Source organism: Polaribacter sp. PL03, assembly GCF_033875165.1.
GTDB lineage: Bacteria > Bacteroidota > Bacteroidia > Flavobacteriales > Flavobacteriaceae > Polaribacter.
In genome coordinates this window covers 437,450-454,926 of the sequence record NZ_JAWZSV010000001.1, presented here as the reverse complement: position 1 = coordinate 454,926, position 17,477 = coordinate 437,450, and the positions used below count along the sequence as shown (strand labels likewise).

The 17,477-nt window shown below is 28.8% G+C and carries 21 protein-coding genes; 11 read left to right on the top strand and 10 right to left on the bottom strand.

Annotated features, from left to right (window positions below; genetic code table 11):
* The first annotated feature begins 4 nt into the window (after positions 1–4).
* The gene (locus SHK09_RS01985; RefSeq protein ID WP_319809093.1) at positions 5–547 is read left to right on the top strand and encodes a pyridoxamine 5'-phosphate oxidase family protein; all 543 of its coding nucleotides are present in this window, start codon (positions 5–7) and stop codon (positions 545–547) included.
* A gap of 6 nt (positions 548–553) precedes the next feature.
* Here SHK09_RS01985 and SHK09_RS01980 read toward each other — a convergent pair whose 3' ends face one another.
* The gene (locus tag SHK09_RS01980) at positions 554–988 is read right to left on the bottom strand and encodes a TerB family tellurite resistance protein (RefSeq protein ID WP_319809092.1); all 435 of its coding nucleotides are present in this window, start codon (positions 986–988) and stop codon (positions 554–556) included.
* Between the two features lie 165 nt (positions 989–1,153).
* On the opposite strand from SHK09_RS01980, the gene SHK09_RS01975 reads away from it, so the two are divergent.
* Together SHK09_RS01975 and SHK09_RS01970 are read left to right on the top strand one after the other, a co-directional pair.
* Positions 1,154–2,800 carry a glycerol-3-phosphate dehydrogenase/oxidase gene (locus tag SHK09_RS01975; RefSeq protein ID WP_319809091.1) on the top strand — a complete coding sequence of 549 codons (1,647 nt, stop codon included), beginning with the start codon at positions 1,154–1,156 and terminating at the stop codon, positions 2,798–2,800.
* Between the two features lie 267 nt (positions 2,801–3,067).
* Entirely contained in the window at positions 3,068–3,403 is a 336-nt protein-coding gene (locus tag SHK09_RS01970) for a hypothetical protein (RefSeq protein WP_319809090.1), read from the top strand.
* A gap of 56 nt (positions 3,404–3,459) precedes the next feature.
* On the opposite strand, the gene SHK09_RS01965 is transcribed toward SHK09_RS01970, so the two are convergent.
* Positions 3,460–4,164, bottom strand: coding sequence for a TIGR04283 family arsenosugar biosynthesis glycosyltransferase (locus tag SHK09_RS01965; RefSeq protein ID WP_319809089.1), 705 nt, complete (start codon positions 4,162–4,164; stop codon positions 3,460–3,462).
* Between the two features lie 22 nt (positions 4,165–4,186).
* Between SHK09_RS01965 and SHK09_RS01960 the strand changes: the two genes are divergently transcribed.
* The gene (locus tag SHK09_RS01960; protein ID WP_319809088.1) at positions 4,187–4,948 is read left to right on the top strand and encodes a DUF547 domain-containing protein; all 762 of its coding nucleotides are present in this window, start codon (positions 4,187–4,189) and stop codon (positions 4,946–4,948) included.
* A gap of 64 nt (positions 4,949–5,012) precedes the next feature.
* On the opposite strand, the gene SHK09_RS01955 is transcribed toward SHK09_RS01960, so the two are convergent.
* Positions 5,013–6,281 carry an MFS transporter gene (locus tag SHK09_RS01955; RefSeq protein ID WP_319809087.1) on the bottom strand — a complete coding sequence of 423 codons (1,269 nt, stop codon included), beginning with the start codon at positions 6,279–6,281 and terminating at the stop codon, positions 5,013–5,015.
* A 173-nt stretch (positions 6,282–6,454) separates the two neighbouring features.
* Here SHK09_RS01955 and SHK09_RS01950 point away from each other — a divergent pair, with 173 nt between their 5' ends.
* Positions 6,455–6,793, top strand: coding sequence for a hypothetical protein (locus SHK09_RS01950; protein ID WP_319809086.1), 339 nt, complete (start codon positions 6,455–6,457; stop codon positions 6,791–6,793).
* A 78-nt stretch (positions 6,794–6,871) separates the two neighbouring features.
* On the opposite strand, the gene SHK09_RS01945 is transcribed toward SHK09_RS01950, so the two are convergent.
* Both SHK09_RS01945 and SHK09_RS01940 read right to left on the bottom strand, forming a co-directional pair.
* Entirely contained in the window at positions 6,872–7,531 is a 660-nt protein-coding gene (locus SHK09_RS01945) for a hypothetical protein (RefSeq protein ID WP_319809085.1), read from the bottom strand.
* 43 nt (positions 7,532–7,574) lie between these two features.
* Positions 7,575–8,570 carry an NAD(P)H-dependent glycerol-3-phosphate dehydrogenase gene (locus tag SHK09_RS01940; RefSeq protein WP_319809084.1) on the bottom strand — a complete coding sequence of 332 codons (996 nt, stop codon included), beginning with the start codon at positions 8,568–8,570 and terminating at the stop codon, positions 7,575–7,577.
* 96 nt (positions 8,571–8,666) lie between these two features.
* Here SHK09_RS01940 and SHK09_RS01935 point away from each other — a divergent pair, with 96 nt between their 5' ends.
* From SHK09_RS01935 to SHK09_RS01925, 3 genes are all read left to right on the top strand, one after another.
* Positions 8,667–9,533: an alpha/beta hydrolase gene (locus SHK09_RS01935; protein ID WP_319809083.1), complete on the top strand. Its 867-nt coding sequence runs from the start codon at positions 8,667–8,669 to the stop codon at positions 9,531–9,533.
* Between the two features lie 3 nt (positions 9,534–9,536).
* A complete protein-coding gene (gene dut / locus SHK09_RS01930) occupies positions 9,537–9,968 on the top strand; it encodes a dUTP diphosphatase (protein WP_319809082.1) in 432 nt (143 codons plus the stop codon).
* Positions 9,969–10,055: 87 nt separating this feature from the next.
* Positions 10,056–10,208, top strand: coding sequence for a PspC domain-containing protein (locus SHK09_RS01925; protein ID WP_319809081.1), 153 nt, complete (start codon positions 10,056–10,058; stop codon positions 10,206–10,208).
* A 7-nt stretch (positions 10,209–10,215) separates the two neighbouring features.
* Here the strand turns inward: SHK09_RS01925 and SHK09_RS01920 are convergent, their stop codons facing one another.
* Together SHK09_RS01920 and recA are read right to left on the bottom strand one after the other, a co-directional pair.
* Positions 10,216–10,752 (bottom strand): GNAT family N-acetyltransferase, encoded by a 537-nt coding sequence (locus SHK09_RS01920; RefSeq protein WP_319809080.1) that lies wholly within the window; start codon positions 10,750–10,752, stop codon positions 10,216–10,218.
* Between the two features lie 144 nt (positions 10,753–10,896).
* Entirely contained in the window at positions 10,897–11,904 is a 1,008-nt protein-coding gene (gene recA / locus SHK09_RS01915; RefSeq protein ID WP_319809079.1) for a recombinase RecA, read from the bottom strand.
* Positions 11,905–12,017: 113 nt separating this feature from the next.
* On the opposite strand from recA, the gene SHK09_RS01910 reads away from it, so the two are divergent.
* From SHK09_RS01910 to SHK09_RS01900, 3 genes are read left to right on the top strand one after another with little or no spacing between them, the layout of a single operon-like run.
* Positions 12,018–12,809 (top strand): aldose 1-epimerase, encoded by a 792-nt coding sequence (locus SHK09_RS01910; protein ID WP_319809078.1) that lies wholly within the window; start codon positions 12,018–12,020, stop codon positions 12,807–12,809.
* Positions 12,810–12,836: 27 nt separating this feature from the next.
* Entirely contained in the window at positions 12,837–13,625 is a 789-nt protein-coding gene (locus SHK09_RS01905; RefSeq protein ID WP_319809077.1) for an alpha/beta hydrolase, read from the top strand.
* A gap of 4 nt (positions 13,626–13,629) precedes the next feature.
* Positions 13,630–14,199: a pseudouridine synthase gene (locus tag SHK09_RS01900; protein ID WP_319809076.1), complete on the top strand. Its 570-nt coding sequence runs from the start codon at positions 13,630–13,632 to the stop codon at positions 14,197–14,199.
* A 153-nt stretch (positions 14,200–14,352) separates the two neighbouring features.
* On the opposite strand, the gene SHK09_RS01895 is transcribed toward SHK09_RS01900, so the two are convergent.
* The 3 genes from SHK09_RS01895 to SHK09_RS01885 all read right to left on the bottom strand — a co-directional run bounded on the left by SHK09_RS01895 (position 14,353) and on the right by SHK09_RS01885 (position 17,444).
* A complete protein-coding gene (locus tag SHK09_RS01895) occupies positions 14,353–14,793 on the bottom strand; it encodes a GNAT family N-acetyltransferase (RefSeq protein WP_319809075.1) in 441 nt (146 codons plus the stop codon).
* Positions 14,794–15,151: 358 nt separating this feature from the next.
* On the bottom strand, positions 15,152–15,586 hold the full coding sequence (gene rpiB, locus SHK09_RS01890; protein WP_319809074.1) for a ribose 5-phosphate isomerase B: 435 nt from the start codon (positions 15,584–15,586) through the stop codon (positions 15,152–15,154).
* 931 nt (positions 15,587–16,517) lie between these two features.
* On the bottom strand, positions 16,518–17,444 hold the full coding sequence (locus tag SHK09_RS01885) for a diacylglycerol kinase family lipid kinase (protein ID WP_319809073.1): 927 nt from the start codon (positions 17,442–17,444) through the stop codon (positions 16,518–16,520).
* Positions 17,445–17,477: the final 33 nt, after the last annotated feature.

The following is a 17,477-nucleotide window of genomic DNA, read 5'->3' as shown; positions in this document are numbered from 1 at the left end:
CAACATGTCTAAATTTTACACAAAACTTACCTCAAGACTTCAAAATTTTATTGAAGCACAAAAAATATTTTTTGTTGCAACTGCGCCAAATTCTGGTCGTATAAATTTATCTCCAAAAGGAATGGATTCTTTTAGAGTTGTTTCTGAAAACCGTGTTTTATGGTTAAACGTTACCGGAAGTGGAAACGAAACTGCAGCACATTTGTTAGAAAATGATAGAATTACCATTATGTTTTGTGCTTTTGAAGGCGCACCTAATATTCTACGTTTATACGGAAAAGGAAAAGAGATTAAAGAAGGAGATACTACTTGGAATGATTTAATTACACTGTTTCCAGAAACACCAGGAACGCGTCAGATATTTGATATTACTATAGAATCTGCACAAACTTCTTGCGGAATGTCAATTCCTTTTTTCGAGTTTAAAAGCGAGAGAAATCAATTAAATGATTGGGCCGCAGAACAAGGAAAAGAAGGAATTGAACAATACTGGGAAGACAAGAACCAAACAAGTATAGATGGCTTACCAACAAATATTTTAAAATAATAGTTTTTAAATACTATCTACTTTTTTAATAGCCGCAATAAAATCTGTTAAATCGTTTTTGTTAGTAACTAAATGAATTGCTTCATCACAAACTTTTTCTGCATTATCAACAGAAAAATGTAAACCAACAGCAATTTTTCTCATTAATTGAACCTCAACTAATTTTGCTTCTCCGTCTACCAAAATCATTTTAGCCAAACGATATAAACGTTCTATTCTATCTTCGTAACCTACTGGTGGGTTTGTTGGGTACTTTTCTGGATTTGTTAATATAAGAATAGATTCTTCTAATGTTATATTTAAGTTTTTCCCTGCCCTAATTAATAATTCTTTTTCACCTTCAGAAATTTCTCCGTCTGCTTTTGCAATTTTTACAATATTTGCAAAATGACCAATTTCTTGTTTGTGTTGTCCGCTAGTATATAAATCTGATATTGCCATTTTAGTTTTTTTTATAAATGTAAAGAAAATGAGGTAGAAACTGTATTAAAAAAAATACAATTTTACACAAAACTTTTCTAAAAATACAAATCGAATGTTTTGCTTTTTTGTACTTTGCTAAAAGATAGCATTTAAAACACGTATTTATAAATTCAACTTTTTAATATGAGCAACTTTTCTTACTTCAATAGAGAAAAAATTACCACAGAATTACAAACAACAACATTTGATTTGCTAATTATTGGTGGCGGAATTACAGGAGCAGGAATTGCTTTAGATGCAGCTTCTAGAGGAATGAAAGTAGCTTTAATAGAAAAAAATGACTTCGCTTCTGGTACTTCTAGTAAATCTACAAAACTAATTCATGGAGGTTTACGTTACTTAAAACAATTCGATTTTTGGTTGGTAAAAGAAGTAGGTACAGAACGTGCAATTGTGCATGATTTAGCGCCTCATTTAGTGGTACCAGAGAAAATGATTTTACCATTAATAGATGGTGGAACCTACGGTTCTTGGTTAACTTCTATCGGGCTAAAAGTATACGATATTTTAGCTTCTGTAGAAGGTGAAGATAAACGAAGGATGCTAGACAAAGAAGAAGCTTTGGCCAAAGAACCTTTGCTACCAGAAAGCATCTTAAATGGCGCTGGGTATTATGCAGAGTACAGAACAGACGATGCTCGTTTAACTTTAGAAGTTTTAAAAACAGCTTTAAACTATGATGCGAAAATTATAAATTACACAGAAGCATCAGAATTTATTTATGAAGAAAATAGAGTTGTTGGTGCAACTGTAAAAGACACTTTATCTAATGCATCTTTTAATATAAAAGCAAAATATGTTGTAAACGCAACAGGACCTTGGGTAGACAATTTGCGTCAGAAAAACCATTCTAAAACGGGTAAAAGATTACACTTAACAAAAGGAGTTCACTTAGTGGTACCATTTGAAAAATTACCTGTAAAACAATCTGTTTATTTTGATGTGCCAGATGGTAGAATGATGTTTGCTATTCCGCGTGGAAAAGTTACCTATTTTGGTACAACAGACACCAATTACCAACAAGATAAAGACAAAGTAGATACCAGTTTGGTAGATGCGATGTACTTAATTTCTGCTGTAAACAATATGTTTCCTAATATTTCTATTACCTTAGAAGATATACAGTCTTCTTGGGCTGGTTTGCGTCCATTAATTCATGAAGAAGGTAAATCTGCATCAGAATTATCTAGAAAAGATGAAATTTTTGTTTCTGATACAGAGTTAATTTCTATTGCTGGTGGAAAATTAACTGGTTACCGTAAAATGGCAGAACGAATTGTAGATTTAGTTGCTAAAAAATACGAAAGAAGATTCGATAAAGAATTTGAAGAAATTAAAACTAAAGAAATTGCACTTTCTGGTGGTACTTTTGATAATTACCAAGAAGTACAAAGTTATACAGATGCTATACAGAACAGAATTGCAGAAGTAGACTTCGATAGAAAAGATGCGGAATATTTGGTACATAATTATGGGAAACAGACAGATATTATATTGCAAAAATTTGATGATTTAATGCACGATAATATGCAAGAAAAAATGATTAAAGCTGAAGTTTGGTTTACTATAAATTATGAAATGACTTGTACACCAACAGACTTTTTTATGCGTAGAACAGGTCGTTTATTTTTCGATCCTAGCAGCGTACTCTTATTTAAAGAATATGTAATAAATGAATTTAAATCTTATTTTTCTTGGGATGAAAAAACTACAGAAAAACATGAAAAAGAGTTAGAAGAAAACCTAAAAACTGCAACAACTTTCGAATAATTAAAGCACTTAAAGTATTTTACAAAAAGACCTCATAGACAAGTATTTACAGAACTATGAGGTCTTTTAATTTTACAGCATTCTTCAATAAAAAAATATAAAATAATTTATACATTCAATTAAAAAATAATTTATATTTGATATATCTATTTTTAATATTAAGGCTTATGAGAATATAGTTCGTTTTACTTCAACAAAAAGCAGGTTCTTTTAGGAAAAAAGAACAGCTACTATATTAATTAAACATAAACTTTAAAATTAAAAACAATGAAAACATTATACAGCGTAGCATGCGTGCTATTTATTTCTGCATCTCTTTCTTTTACTACTAAAACAACACTTAAAGAAAATACTTTAACAGCAACTTTTATGGAAGTTACAGTAGATGATTTCTTTAAATTTATAGATGCAGATAAAAAAGAAATTTTATTCTATGATGTACACGAAGACATAGAGATTAGCTTATATGATGATGATAATCTTAATAAACAATTTTCTATTACTTGGGTAGAAAAAGAAATTGAATTATTGGATGATGAAGGTGATTTAACAGGAGAAAAAAAGAAGGTTAAATCTATAACAGTTCTTAAGTTAGTAAAATAATTTCTTTATAAATAAAATAAGTAGCCGTTTTTTGAAACTTTCAAAAAACGGTTTTTTTATACGTTTTCACGTAATAAGCTTTTATATGTTTTACGAAGTTTTTCTGGAGACACACCAAACTTATATTTTAAGAACACGTAACCGTTTATTAAGTTAACTTTTAACCAAGAGTTGTTTTCGTATTTCCTTGCGCTTACAGTTGCTTTAGATTGAATAATTTTAAACGGAATGTACTGTTTTCTTACTCTGTCTATCATTTCAAAATCTTCCATAATACAGAAGGCTTCATTAAAACCATTTAAATTAGTAAAAACTTCTTTGGCAAAAAATTGGCACTGGTCTCCTCCGCCAGAAAATAAACCGTCTTTGGTTGTAAATTTACTATTGAAATTTAAAAAAAAGGAATCTTTATCGAATTTATAAGCAAAAAAACCAGCTTTGTAACCTTCTTTAATTGCTTCTAAGATTTGTGTATAAAAATCTATTGGTAATAACACATCTGCATGTAAAAAAAGCAACACATCTCCTTTTGCTTTACTTGCGCCAAAATTCATTTGTGCAGCTCTTCCTTTTTTATCACTTTTAAAATATGTAACTTTATGAAAGCTTTTACAAATTTCTGGGCTTTCATCTGAAGTTTCAGGTGAATTAGATACTATAATTTCTAAAGGGAATCTGTTAGTTTGTTCGCATAAAAACGACAACCTTTCTAGAAGGTTTTCTTTCTCATTATATACAGGAATAATAATACTTAATAACATATTTAAACTTACGTAAATTTATATGAAACAGTTTTTTCTAGTACTCTTTTTAGTCTCAGATTTTAATGCTAATGCACAAGATAGTGTAAATTATAATAATGTTTCTCAAGATTTATTACAAAATATAATGAATGGAAAACCTTATGAAAAAGAAGTTAAAATACTAGAAGATAGCACTTTAAAAGCCTTAGTTAGTCAATTAAAAACGGACAAGCAAAAAATTGCTTTTTGGGTAAATATTTACAACTCATTTATACAAATTTCTTTAACAGAAGACCCTAAAGAATATGAAGATAGAGGTGCCTATTTTAAAAAAGAACGTGTAAAAATTGCAGGAGAATTATTGTCTTTTGATGATATAGAGCATGATATTTTAAGAAGATCTAGAATTAAATTAAGTTGGGGATATTTAAGAAAGTATTTTAGACCAAAATGGGAACGTAAATTGCGCGTAAAAAACATAGATTGGAGAATTCATTTTGCGTTAAATTGTGGTGCAAAAAGTTGTCCGCCAGTTGCAAAATTTACCCCAGAAAGTTTAGATACAGAATTCGATTTTATGGCTACAGAGTATTTAAAAGAGCAAACAACGTACAATAAAGAAACTAAAACAGCAACCTCTGTATCTCTATTTTCTTGGTTTAGAGCAGATTTTGGTGGTTTATGTGGCGCGAGAGAAATTTTAGAAACCTATAAAATTACACCAGAAAAACCTAAAAAATTAGATTTTAAAACTTATGATTGGACGTTAAGCTTGGGTAATTTTAGAAAAATTCCGAAGTAAGTTACTTCTAAAAATAATGGTTTATTAAAATCCTTCTTGTTTTAAAACAAGAAGGATTTTTATATTAATCTTCTTTCTCGTTTTCTTCAATTTCTTTTGTTAAGTCTAAATCTAACAAAACAGGATTTACAATTCCTGTAGTTACTACTGTAATTATTGTCATTGTTCCTCCAAAAACAACAGCTGCTACAGGGCCAATTAATTTGGCAGCTAAACCGCTTTCGAAAGCACCAAGTTCATTAGAAGAACCAACAAACATAGAGTTTACAGATGAAACTCTACCTCTCATATCATCTGGTGTTTTTAATTGTAAAATAGTTTGTCTAATTACCATAGAAATTCCGTCTGCTGCACCACTAACAAACAATGCCAAAATACTTACCCAGAAAATAGAAGAAAGACCAAAAGCAATAATACTTAACCCAAAGATAAAAACAGAAATTAGCATTTTCTTACCTGTATTTTTATTAATAGGAATGTAAGTTGTTAAAAACATAGTTATAATACTTCCCATAGAAATAGAAGCGTTTAAAATACCAAAACCTTCTGGTCCTACTTTTAAAACATCTTGTGCAAAGACTGATAAGATTGCCACAGTTCCGCCAAATAAAACAGCAATCATATCTAATGTTAAAACACCTAGTATTGCTTTGTTTTGAAAAACAAAACTAATTCCTGCTTTCAAACTTTCTTTCATTGGTTCTCCAATCTTCTTGTTTAAAATTGGCTTCTTTTTAATTAAAAAAGTGAATAGTAAAGATAGTATTACCAAAATAAAAACAAGACAAAGGGTTTTGTCTACACCAATCCAACTTATTAAAAAACCTGCTGTTAGTGCGCCAGAAACCGAAGCCGTTTTCCAGGTACTCGTGCTCCAAGTTGCTGCATTATGGTATATTTTTTTAGGAACTAATAAAGCCACTAAAGAAAAAATTGTTGGCCCAAAGAAAGATCTTAAAAAACCACCAAAAAAGACCAAACCGTAAATTGAATATAAAACAGTATTTGTAGACCAAGTTGCAATTACACTTTCTGTTGTTAATAAAAAGAGCCCTAAACTAATTAATGAAAAAGCTGCTGTACAAACTGCTAATAAATTTCTTTTTTCTTTTTGATCTACAATATGACCTGCAAATAATGCCATTGAAAATGCCGGAATAATTTCCATTAAACCAATAATACCTAAAGAAAGAGGATCTTTTGTAATTGAATATACTTGCCATTCGATAACAATAAATTGCATAGACCAACCAAAAACCAATAAAAATCTTACAAATAAAAAAATATTAAATTCTTTAATTCTTAATGCTGCATAAGGATCTAGCTTACTCATTTCTAGTACTAATTTTAATTTATAAAACCGAATCTTGTTTTCTAACGTATGTAAGTTGAATCTGTTTGTGTTTTAACATCATCAACATTAAAAAAATTAAAACAAAAGTAGGGTAATTTAAAATACAGTTGTCTTACAAGTGAACGAGATTCATAACCATTAAAACTAAAAACATGAAAAACATTACATTATTTGTAGCTTTAACATTATTCGCTTTTAATATTCAAACATTAAAGGCACAATCTTCTGCAGAAAAACAAATTAGCATCACCTATAAAGGAATGACTGCTTCAGATAATTTTAAGTTTGAAGATAGCAAAGGAAACCCAATTGTGTTTCATGATGAAGACCAATCTTTTACAAGCAAACTTACTCTTTGGGATGAAGGTTTAATTGGAAAGAAATTTATGGTTTCTTATAAATGGGTTACAGTTGTTCTTTTTAATGATGCAGGTTTGCCAACAGGCGAAACTATGAAAGTTAAAAGAATATTTAAGTACACTTTAAAGTAAAATACTTGTTTTACTTAATTGAAAAAATCCGGTTTTAAAACCGGATTTTTTTTATTTTCTATAATAAAAAGTTTATAATTAACTTAATTTCATATCCATTAAAATGGCAAAAGTCTGGTTAATATCTTGCTCTTTTACAACAATTGTCATTTCATTTGTAGTAGAAATAATTTCTTGTAAAGGAATATCTGCCCAAGCCAATTGCTTTAAAATAAAGTAATAAATACCAGATTGTTCTGTATTTTCTTTTGGAAGTTTTATAGTAATAGAAGCCAATTCTAACGCGTTAGAAATTAAGGTTTCTTTTTCGAAAATTTCGTTTACAAAAGGTTGTAAATTCTTACTAGTAACAATATTCGTTTCAAAGATACCTTGAGAAACAGTTAGAAAGTAATCAGAATCTTCAGACGATTTTGTTAAAATCTTAGCAATTTCCTTTAAAAGTGAAGGTGTGTTTCTAAAAGTAAAATCACATAAATCAGATCGTACAATTACATCACCTAAATCTAAAGCTAGCTTCTTAATGTTCTTTCTAATACGAAGTTCACTTGCAGGAGATAACCTATTTATTGCCATCATTACCGCACCAACCTTTACCTCTTTCTTTAAAGCTGTTGAAACTTCTGGCAAGATAATTCTTGCTAGAGAAGAAACATTTATTAATTTTTCATTTAAAGCTTCCTCAATAAAAGGTGTCTTTCTAATTGTACTTTCTACAACTTCTTGTATTGTTTTCATGTTGTTTGTTTAATAAAACATAATAATGTTCAAAATTAAACAATTAATCTAATTTATTGGTCAACTTTTTAAATTCTTTTTTAGCGTCTTTATTGTCATACAAAACATTAAAAACAGCATCTATAATTGGTGTTTTTGCGCCATTTTCTTCCTTCATTTTAAAAGCACTCTTTGTAGCATAATACCCTTCTGCAACCATACTCATTTCCATTTGAGCAGATTTAACGGTATACCCTTTACCAACCATGTTACCAAATTGTCTATTTCTACTAAAAACAGAATAACCAGTAACTAATAAATCTCCTAAGTAAGCAGAATCATTAATATTTCTTTTCATTTTATGAACCTTCTTAATAAAGCGTTTCATCTCTCTAATTGCATTACTCATTAAAACAGACTGAAAATTATCTCCGTAACCCAAACCATGCGCAATACCAGCTGCAACAGCATAAATATTTTTTAGCATTGCTGCATATTCTGTTCCAATAATATCATCAGAAATTTTAGTTTTTATATACCAGCTATTTAAAGATTTGCTCATAAATTTAGCATTCTTTTCATTCTGGCAAGCAATAGTTAAATAAGATAAACGCTCCATTGCAACTTCTTCTGCATGACAAGGCCCCGTTATTACACCTATATTTTCTAAAGGAATATTATATTTTTCATTAAAATGTTCACCAACAATTAAACCTGTTTCTGGCACAATACCTTTAATTGCAGAGAAAATTATTTTATTAGTTAATGGTTCTTTCAACTTTTCTAATTCTGCCATTAAAAAAGCAGAAGGAATTGCAAAGATTAAAACATCGTAATTTTTAACCATTTTATTAATATCGCTAGACAAATCTAATTGATTTGCATATACATCTGCAGACCTAAGATAGTTAGGATTATGGTTGTTTTTCTTTATATGCTCTATAGAAGATTTACTTCTCATATACCAACCAACAGTTTCTAAATTCTCTGAAAGCATTTTTACAATGGCAGTTGCCCAACTTCCACCACCTAAAACGGCTATTTTTTTATGATCATTCATCGTTCGTTCATTTTTATGGCTCAAAAGTAAGAAAATTACTATCTAATGATGAATACTAGTATGAATTATTATATTTGTAAGGCTTCAAACTTAATTATGAAAAAACAAATTTTACTTTTTTGCTGTCTTTTTTTACTGATTATGTCTTGTAAAGTACAACAACCTATAAGAGAAAATTCGATAAAAATTGAAAGGAAACTACCTCAACAAAAAGGAAGTGTTTCTGTTTTAAAAAGAGAATTTATTATTAAAGGTTTAAATGAAGTGTCTCATAAAATTTATATCTATTTACCACCAAATTACAGTACTACAAAAGAAAAATATTCTGTAATTTATATGCAAGATGCACAAAATTTGTTTGATGTTAAAACAGCATTTGCAGCAGAATGGGAAGTTGATGAAACCTTAGATAGTTTATACCATAAAACAGGAAAAGGCTTTATTATTGTTGGTGTAGAAAACGGAGGAGAAAAAAGAATTGAAGAATATACTCCTTGGAAAAATGAAAAATATGGTGGAGGAAAAGGAGAAATTTACATCGATTTTTTAGTAAATGAACTAAAACCTTATATCGATAGAAATTATAAAACTAAAAAATCTGCCAAAGACACTGCTATTATTGGTAGCTCTTTAGGTGGTTTAATTTCTTTTTATGGCGGATTAAAGTATCCTAATGTTTTTGGTAAAATTGGTGCACTTTCTACCTCTTTTTGGTTTTCTAATAAAGTAAACGAATTTGCAGAAAAAAATGGTAATCAGAAAAAAACAAAACTATATTTATTAATTGGAGATAAAGAAGGAGCTTCAATGGTTGCAGATACAGAAAACATGGCAGAACGCCTACTAGATATTGGTTTTCCAAAAAAGAATATTAAAACTAAAGTAGCTCCTAACGGAAAACATACAGAGTCTTTTTGGAAAAGGGAATTTTTAGAAGTAATTACATATTTATATAATTTATAAGAAATGAACGTACAAATAATAAACAAATCTAAACACGCAACACCAAATTATGAAACTGAAGGTGCTGCTGGTATGGATTTACGCGCAAATATTGAAGTGTCTATTACATTAAAACCTTTAGAAAGAGCTATTATTAAAACTGGTTTATTTATAGCTTTACCTGTTGGTTTTGAGGCACAAGTTAGACCAAGAAGTGGTCTTGCTGCTAAAAAAGGAATTACGGTCTTAAACTCTCCAGGAACTGTAGATGCAGATTATAGAGGTGAAATTGGTGTAATTTTAGTAAACTTATCTAATGATGATTTTGTAGTAAATGATGGCGAAAGAGTTGCACAACTAATTATTGCAAAGCACGAACGTGTAAACTGGCAAGAAGTAACCATTTTAAGCGAAACAGAACGTGGTTCTGGTGGTTTTGGAAGCACAGGTGTATAAATCTAAAAATATTTTCTAAAACACTTGTTTTAGAATCTTTAAATAAATTAATTTTCCGCAAAGACGGAAATCTTAAAAATAAAAATTATGATTTTAGGTGTATGTAAATGGTTAAGTACTAAAACAGAGTTTAGCACAAAAAAAATTAGAATAGTATTTGTATTATTAGTTTTATTTGGTGGTTTAGGTTTAGGAGCTTATTTAATTTTGTGGCTTGTAAAACTGTTTTCTAAACAATAATTTATTCTTATAATAATTTATAAACCTGACTCATTTTTCGAACCTCTTTATGTAACAAATCATAAGGTAAAAAAGTATGAGAATGATAAACAAACCCTAACTTTTTATAAAACTGAAAAGCTTGGGGTTGTTCATCCATTGCGTCTAACCAAATTGCTTTGTTCCCTTTTTTAATTGCTTGCTCTTCTAACCAAGAAATAAGTTTTTTTCCAATTCCGTTTCCTTGTGTTTTCTTATGAAGATAAATTCTGTGTAATTTTACTTGTTTTTCTTCGGATAAACCTTCTAATTTTTCATCCCAAATAATTCTAAAATTACCAATAATTTCATCATTAAAAAGAATAAAATAATACGCTGTATTTTCTTCAGATAATTCTTTTAAAATATGTTCTTTAGAATATTGTGAGTTTATATACCAATCTCCATTATCTGTCCAAAAATGACTGTAAGCAAGTGGATAAATTTCTGACATTAAATTAAAAAGAACTTCAGAGTCTGAACTCGAAATTTTTCTTAATTGTATATTTTCTGTTATTTTAATCATGCAGCAAACCTATAAAAGTATTTATTGCCTTGCAAAAGGAAGTGAATTCTACACGGAAAAAAATAATTTGTTAAATAAAAAAATCGCCGTAGATTGATTAATTCTAGGCGATTTTATAAAAATAATAGTTAGAACCTTTAAAACTTATTCTTGATTTTCAATAGCAATTTTGATTTTTCCTTCAAGTTCTTCAGCTAATTCTGGATTGTCTTTTATTAAACCTTTAACGGCATCTCTACCTTGGCCTAATTTTGTTTCTCCGTAGCTAAACCAAGATCCACTTTTCTTAACAATACCTAATTCTACACCAATATCTAAAATTTCACCAACTTTAGAGATTCCTTGTCCGTACATAATATCAAATTCTGCAATTTGAAACGGCGGTGCTACTTTATTCTTAACAACTTTAACTTTGGTACTGTTTCCAATAACTCTATCTCCGTCTTTAATTTGTGTTCTTCTTCTAATATCTAAACGAACAGAAGCATAGAATTTTAATGCATTACCACCCGTTGTAGTTTCTGGGTTACCAAACATTACACCAATTTTTTCACGTAATTGATTAATAAAAATAACAGTACACTTTGTCTTAGAAATTGTACCAGTTAATTTACGCAATGCTTGTGACATTAAACGTGCGTGAAGACCCATTTTAGAATCTCCCATTTCTCCTTCAATCTCAGATTTTGGAGTTAATGCTGCAACAGAATCAATAACCACAATATCAATTGCACCAGAACGAATTAAGTTTTCTGCAATTTCTAATGCTTGCTCACCATGATCTGGTTGAGAAATAATTAAATTATCGATGTCTACTCCTAAGTTTTCTGCGTAAAATTTATCGAATGCGTGTTCTGCATCAATAAAAGCAGCAATACCACCTGCTTTTTGAGCCTCTGCAATTGCGTGTAAAGTTAAAGTAGTCTTACCAGAAGATTCTGGTCCATAAATTTCAATAACTCTACCTCTTGGATAACCACCAACGCCTAAAGCCAAATCTAGCCCTAAAGAACCTGTTGAGATTGCATCTATATCTTCAGTAACTACGTCACCTAACTTCATTACAGCTCCTTTACCATAAGTCTTATCTAGCTTATCTAGAGTAAGTTGAAGTGCTTTTAGCTTTGCTGTTTTTTCTTTATCTGTAGCCATTAATCTTTCTTGTTTTATTTTTGTATAAGTGCCACAAGTTACGAAAATCTAAAATTAATTTCCTAAAAAATCACATTCAAATTTATACTATTTTTACAAAAAGTATAAGATTAATGAGTTCTACAGTATTTTTAATAAATAAAGTGTCTAAAGTTGCAATTGAAAAAGGAGAACTAATAAGTTTTCAGAAAAATAATAAAGAATATATTCATCAAAAAGGAAACAAAGGTTGGCGAAAATCTGATGATGAAATGTTTCCTGTTATTGGGCCAACTGCTAAAAATAATTTTAGATTGCATACCAAAAATGGTACTGCAATTTTAGATCAACATGGTTTGTTGCGTGAGTTAGAATATTCTTTAGTTTCTTCGGATGAAAGCAGCGCTAAATTCATCAAAAAATATAAAAAAAATACCGTTGTTAACAATAGTAAGTTTCCTGTAAAATCTACAGAAGAAAACCTTACTTGGCCTTTCGATTTTACGTTCGAAAAGAATTTTACCTTAAAAAATGATGTTTTAAACATAGAATTTATCATCAATTCTATTGAAGGAATGCCTTTTATGTTAGGGTATCATCCTGCATTTATGTTGTCTAACACTGGTAATGAAACTTTACTTGCAAATGGTAAAAAAATAACTTTAGAAGAAATTTATAAAGTAGGACATAATGCTTTTCCTGTTTTAAATACTGATAAAATCACCTTAAAAAATATTGATAGAAATGATTTAGAAATTACTACAAAAGGTTTTAACAATTTTATGTTGTGGACAGAGGTTGATAACATGCTTTGTATTGAGCCAATTACACAATATACTTCATACAGAGATCAAAAATTTTCTGAAGAAAACATGCGTTTATCAAAAGGAAAAAATAGTTTTTCTGTAACTATAAAAGTAATTTAACGACAACAGAATAATATATATAAAAACATGAAATATACCTTAATTCTTAGTGTATTAGTACTTTTTTCTTGTAAACAACCTACTAATAAAACCACCGTAGAAAAAGATAATAAAAGCATTGTAAAAGAAATAGAAAAAAGATTTATTAAGACAACAATTACTTTTCCTTCTAAAGATAGTTTACCAATTACTGCAGATATTTATAAAAATAAAGAAACACCAATTACTATTTTACTGTGTCATCAGGCAGGTTATAGTAGAGGAGAATACAAGGATTCTGCTGTAGAATTAACTAAATTGGGGTATACTGTAATGGCAATAGACCAACGTTCTGGTAAAACGGTTAACAATATAGATAACGAGACTGCAATTGCTGCTCGTGCAAAAGGTTTAGGAGATACTTATTTAGACGCAAAACAAGATATTGAAGCTGCTATAGATTATATATACAACCAAAATGGCGGACAAAAAATAATATTAGTTGGTAGTTCTTATTCTTCTTCTTTAGCACTTTTAATGGGCGTAAATAATGCTAAAATTAAAGCCGTTGCAGCATTTAGTCCTGGTGAATATTTTAAAGGAATAGACATTAATAAAAGTATTAGTTCTTATAAAAAACCTGTTTTTGTTACTTCTTCTTTAAGTGAAAGTGCGGGTGTTAAAATATTAGTAAATAAAGTAGATGCTAGTTATTTAACGCATTTTATACCAGAAGTAAAAGGAATTCATGGTTCTAGAGCTCTTTGGGAAACTACGGAAGGTAATGAAACCTATTGGGCTTCTTTTAAAGGGTTTTTATCTTCTTTAAAAAACTAATAAAATGATAGAAAAACATCGTCATTTTATAATTCACAAACCTTGGGGAATGATTTCTCAGTTTGTAAATCCCGCAAAGCGGAAGAAAAAACTATTAGGAGATTTACACGATTTTCCCTTAGGAACGATGGCAATTGGTCGTTTAGATGTTCCGTCTGAAGGATTACTTTTATTAACAACGGATGGTAAAGTATCTGCAGAAATTAGAAGTAATAAATACGAAAAAGAATATTACGTACAAGTTGATGGCGTTATTACCGAAAAAGAAATTGAGCTTTTAAAAACCGGTGTAGAAATTGGTTTTAATGGTAAAAAATACACTACAAAACCAGGTAAAGCTTTTATTATTGATGATCCTAAATTTCCGCTGAGAAGCATGAAAATTAGAGATGAAAGACACGGACCAACAAGTTGGGTTTCTATAATTATTAGAGAAGGAAAATTTAGACAAGTACGTAAAATGACGGCTGCTGTGGGTTTGCCAACATTACGATTAATTAGAGTTAGAATTGGTACAATAGAATTAGGTAATTTAGAAATTTCTGGCGTAAAAGAAGTAGATTCTTTTATGTGATAATTGTCATAAAAAAAGAATATTATTCTTTTTAAATTTAGGGTATGAATAACTCTAATACCACTTTATATATAGTAGCTGCGGTAATTATTTTACATTTTATTTTAGGATTTGGTTTCCTTATTTATAAAATGACAAAAAAGAAAAAATAAATTACTCTCTATCCATTCTAATATGCGGAATACCATCTTCTAAGTACTCCTCGCCTATTTGAATAAAATTGTGAGACTCGTAAAATTTCTTTAAATATTTTTGAGCAGAAATGGTAATTTTATCAACTTTAAAATAATTTTTAATTCCTTCTAAAGAAGCTTTTATTAAATCGTGGCCATAACCATATTTACGTTCTTTAGAAGCTACTACTACTCTACCAATACTAGCATTATCGAAATAATCGCCTGGTTTAAAAATACGTGTATATGCAACTATTTTATCATTTTTATATCCAAAAATATGTAAAGATTTTTGGTCTTTAAAATCTACATCTTGGTATACACAGTCTTGTTCTACCACAAAAACTTCCGATCTTAGTTGTAAGATTGCATACAATTCATCTGTAGATAATTCTTTAAAAGACTTTATTTTGAAATCCATTTTTATATTTTTTTTAAAAAATCGTATGTCATTTCAACCATAGGAGAAATCCCATAACAGTGAGCACACAAAACTAATCATCCTTATGTAATTTCTCACAAAAGTTTGAAATAACAAAACTGCACGTCATTATTTGTATTTGTAAAAAGGTCTCGATACAATTTTACTAAAAAAAAGCAAAATTACTAACGCGACAGTAGGTAAATATTACAATTAATAACTTTTACTAACATTATCAAAATCTATTTAACCAAAAATATTTAACGAGTAATAGATAATAAGGTACTGTTATTGCGAGTAATAAAATATCTCTTTATTAATTTATAAGATTGCTTCGTAAACTCGCAATGACGGTAATTTATCCGGCACAAGAAATTTTATTAACTCGTGTACCATGTCTTCCACCTTCAAATTCTGTAGCAAGAAAAATATCTACAAAACCTATAGCTTGCTGCAAAGACACAAAACGTGCAGGAATTGTAAGAATGTTTGCATTATTATGTTGTCTAGTTAAAGCAACCAATTCATTATTCCAACAAAGTGCTGCTCTAATACCTTGGTGTTTGTTTGCTGTCATTTGTGCACCATTACCAGAACCGCATAAAATAACACCTAAAGCTGCTTTACCACTTTCTACAGCATCTGCTGTTGGGTGAATAGCGTCTGGGTAATCCATAGAATCATTTGTATCCGTTCCAAAATTTAGAACTTTGTACCCTTTTTCTTCTAAATGTTTTATAATTTCGAATTTATATTCTGTTCCTGCGTGATCGTTACCAATGGCAATTGTCATAATAAGTTGATTTTAATTTAGTTGTCTGCAACAAAAGTACAGAAACTAACGGTTATCAACAGTTATAAACAATGATAATTTTAGCATTTTTAATAACTCTTTAAGTTTTAAGTTTTTAGCGTTTTAAGAGAATGTTAAGAAGTTGTAATGAGAAACTCGTAACTTTATTTGGTAAATCTAATTTTTATTACAATACAAGGGAGCTTACCACATACACAACTTTTTTTATGAGTTTTTGATAAAAGTTTATCAACATAAAATTTACGTTTTGTTTACATAGAATAAGAAGTTAGTTATTCAGAAAAATAGTTAATAGCTGTTTATAACTATTGTTAATAACTACATTTTTAAGTTGATTTTTAAGCTTTTATATAGCTCATAAAGTGTAGATGGTTTTTAATAACTCATATATTAAAATAAAAAAATAGAATTTTATAGTAGCTATTCACACACTATAATAACCACCATTGTTTTTTAAATTTTAATAAAAGAAAAAAGTATTATAATATAGAATGTTGATAACTGTGAAAAAAGAAAAAAAGACTTCTTTCTAAAAGTAAGAATTTAAGAAATTAAAAGGTTTTTAAAACTTGAAATAGATTGAAACTAGAAAATAAACAATAATAGAGAAGTAGATAAGTTTGTAATAATTTAAACTGTTTTCTTTTCAGCTTTTAAAAGATACAAAGTGTCTTTTTTCATTTCAACAGTTTTTTCTTGAGACTCAAATTTATTCAACGAAGAATTAACCGTTATTACAGTAACAAAAATGCCTGCAATAAAGATAATAGCGAATAAGGTTATAATTTTATATAGATTTTTCATCTTAAATTAAATAGTCTCTTTCTATAAAGACGTATTCATTTAAGAATCGTTACAATAATTTTAAGATTTCTTTAACTTTTATCAAAAAAAATAATTATTTAGCTATTTAGTTAACAACAAATTGAATGGCTTTTTCTATAATTTTTACTGTTACTTCTCCTGTAGCAATCAATTCGCCATCTGCCTGAATAAATGATTTTAAGTTTCTTGGTATTACAGTAATCTCTTTTGTCTTATAACTATAAACCTTTTTATGAGCTACTATTTTACCAGAATATAGTTTAGGCAGATTTACAATTAAATCTAAAAAAGTAAGGTTATTAACAATTGTAATATCTAATAAACCATCTGTAGAATCTACATTTTTGGTAAACTGCATTCCGCCTCCAGAAAATTTACAAATTCCAAAAACAGCCATTAAACATTTAGTTTCTATTACTTTATCATTAAAATTAATTTTAAAGATTGATTTTTTATAGAAAATTAAACCATAAATACCAGCTAAAATATAAGAGATTGCACCAAATTTTTTTAAAGAATTTAGCTTATTAACAATGTAACCATCATAACCTAACCCAGCTACATTATTAAAGTAAATAGTTTTATTTTTTGATTTTAAAACACCAATATCTTGTACAATCTTTTTCTTTTTAGAGATGATTTCAACTGCCTTTTTAAGATCATTTGGTATGTTATATGTTTTAATCCAATCGTTTCCAGTTCCTAAAGGAAGTACAGCAATAGTTATATCAGAAGTTTTTACATATCTTTGCAGCATTATTCCGTTAACTACATTATGTAGTGTGCCATCTCCACCAACAGAAATAATGTTTCTAAAACCTTTTTTAATTGCGTTTTCCACCAATTTAATCTCGTGTTTAGAAAACTGTGTAAAAGCAAAAGAATAGTCTAAATTCTTGTTTTTTAGTAATTGTTGAATTTCCCTCCATAGTTTAGAAAAATTCCGATTTCCTGAAGTAGGGTTTGCAATTATAAACCAAGAATTAGTATTGATTGTATCAATATTAGACATAAATTATAAATTAATAGTACGCCAAATTACAAA

Coding starts and splice junctions, on each gene's coding strand:
- SHK09_RS01985 (WP_319809093.1), top strand. CDS start 5: ATGTCTAAATTTTACACAAAACTTACCTCAAGACTTCAAAATTTTATT.
- SHK09_RS01980 (WP_319809092.1), bottom strand. CDS start 988: ATGGCAATATCAGATTTATATACTAGCGGACAACACAAACAAGAAATT.
- SHK09_RS01975 (WP_319809091.1), top strand. CDS start 1,154: ATGAGCAACTTTTCTTACTTCAATAGAGAAAAAATTACCACAGAATTA.
- SHK09_RS01970 (WP_319809090.1), top strand. CDS start 3,068: ATGAAAACATTATACAGCGTAGCATGCGTGCTATTTATTTCTGCATCT.
- SHK09_RS01965 (WP_319809089.1), bottom strand. CDS start 4,164: ATGTTATTAAGTATTATTATTCCTGTATATAATGAGAAAGAAAACCTT.
- SHK09_RS01960 (WP_319809088.1), top strand. CDS start 4,187: ATGAAACAGTTTTTTCTAGTACTCTTTTTAGTCTCAGATTTTAATGCT.
- SHK09_RS01955 (WP_319809087.1), bottom strand. CDS start 6,281: ATGAGTAAGCTAGATCCTTATGCAGCATTAAGAATTAAAGAATTTAAT.
- SHK09_RS01950 (WP_319809086.1), top strand. CDS start 6,455: ATGAAAAACATTACATTATTTGTAGCTTTAACATTATTCGCTTTTAAT.
- SHK09_RS01945 (WP_319809085.1), bottom strand. CDS start 7,531: ATGAAAACAATACAAGAAGTTGTAGAAAGTACAATTAGAAAGACACCT.
- SHK09_RS01940 (WP_319809084.1), bottom strand. CDS start 8,570: ATGAATGATCATAAAAAAATAGCCGTTTTAGGTGGTGGAAGTTGGGCA.
- SHK09_RS01935 (WP_319809083.1), top strand. CDS start 8,667: ATGAAAAAACAAATTTTACTTTTTTGCTGTCTTTTTTTACTGATTATG.
- dut (WP_319809082.1), top strand. CDS start 9,537: ATGAACGTACAAATAATAAACAAATCTAAACACGCAACACCAAATTAT.
- SHK09_RS01925 (WP_319809081.1), top strand. CDS start 10,056: ATGATTTTAGGTGTATGTAAATGGTTAAGTACTAAAACAGAGTTTAGC.
- SHK09_RS01920 (WP_319809080.1), bottom strand. CDS start 10,752: ATGATTAAAATAACAGAAAATATACAATTAAGAAAAATTTCGAGTTCA.
- recA (WP_319809079.1), bottom strand. CDS start 11,904: ATGGCTACAGATAAAGAAAAAACAGCAAAGCTAAAAGCACTTCAACTT.
- SHK09_RS01910 (WP_319809078.1), top strand. CDS start 12,018: ATGAGTTCTACAGTATTTTTAATAAATAAAGTGTCTAAAGTTGCAATT.
- SHK09_RS01905 (WP_319809077.1), top strand. CDS start 12,837: ATGAAATATACCTTAATTCTTAGTGTATTAGTACTTTTTTCTTGTAAA.
- SHK09_RS01900 (WP_319809076.1), top strand. CDS start 13,630: ATGATAGAAAAACATCGTCATTTTATAATTCACAAACCTTGGGGAATG.
- SHK09_RS01895 (WP_319809075.1), bottom strand. CDS start 14,793: ATGGATTTCAAAATAAAGTCTTTTAAAGAATTATCTACAGATGAATTG.
- rpiB (WP_319809074.1), bottom strand. CDS start 15,586: ATGACAATTGCCATTGGTAACGATCACGCAGGAACAGAATATAAATTC.
- SHK09_RS01885 (WP_319809073.1), bottom strand. CDS start 17,444: ATGTCTAATATTGATACAATCAATACTAATTCTTGGTTTATAATTGCA.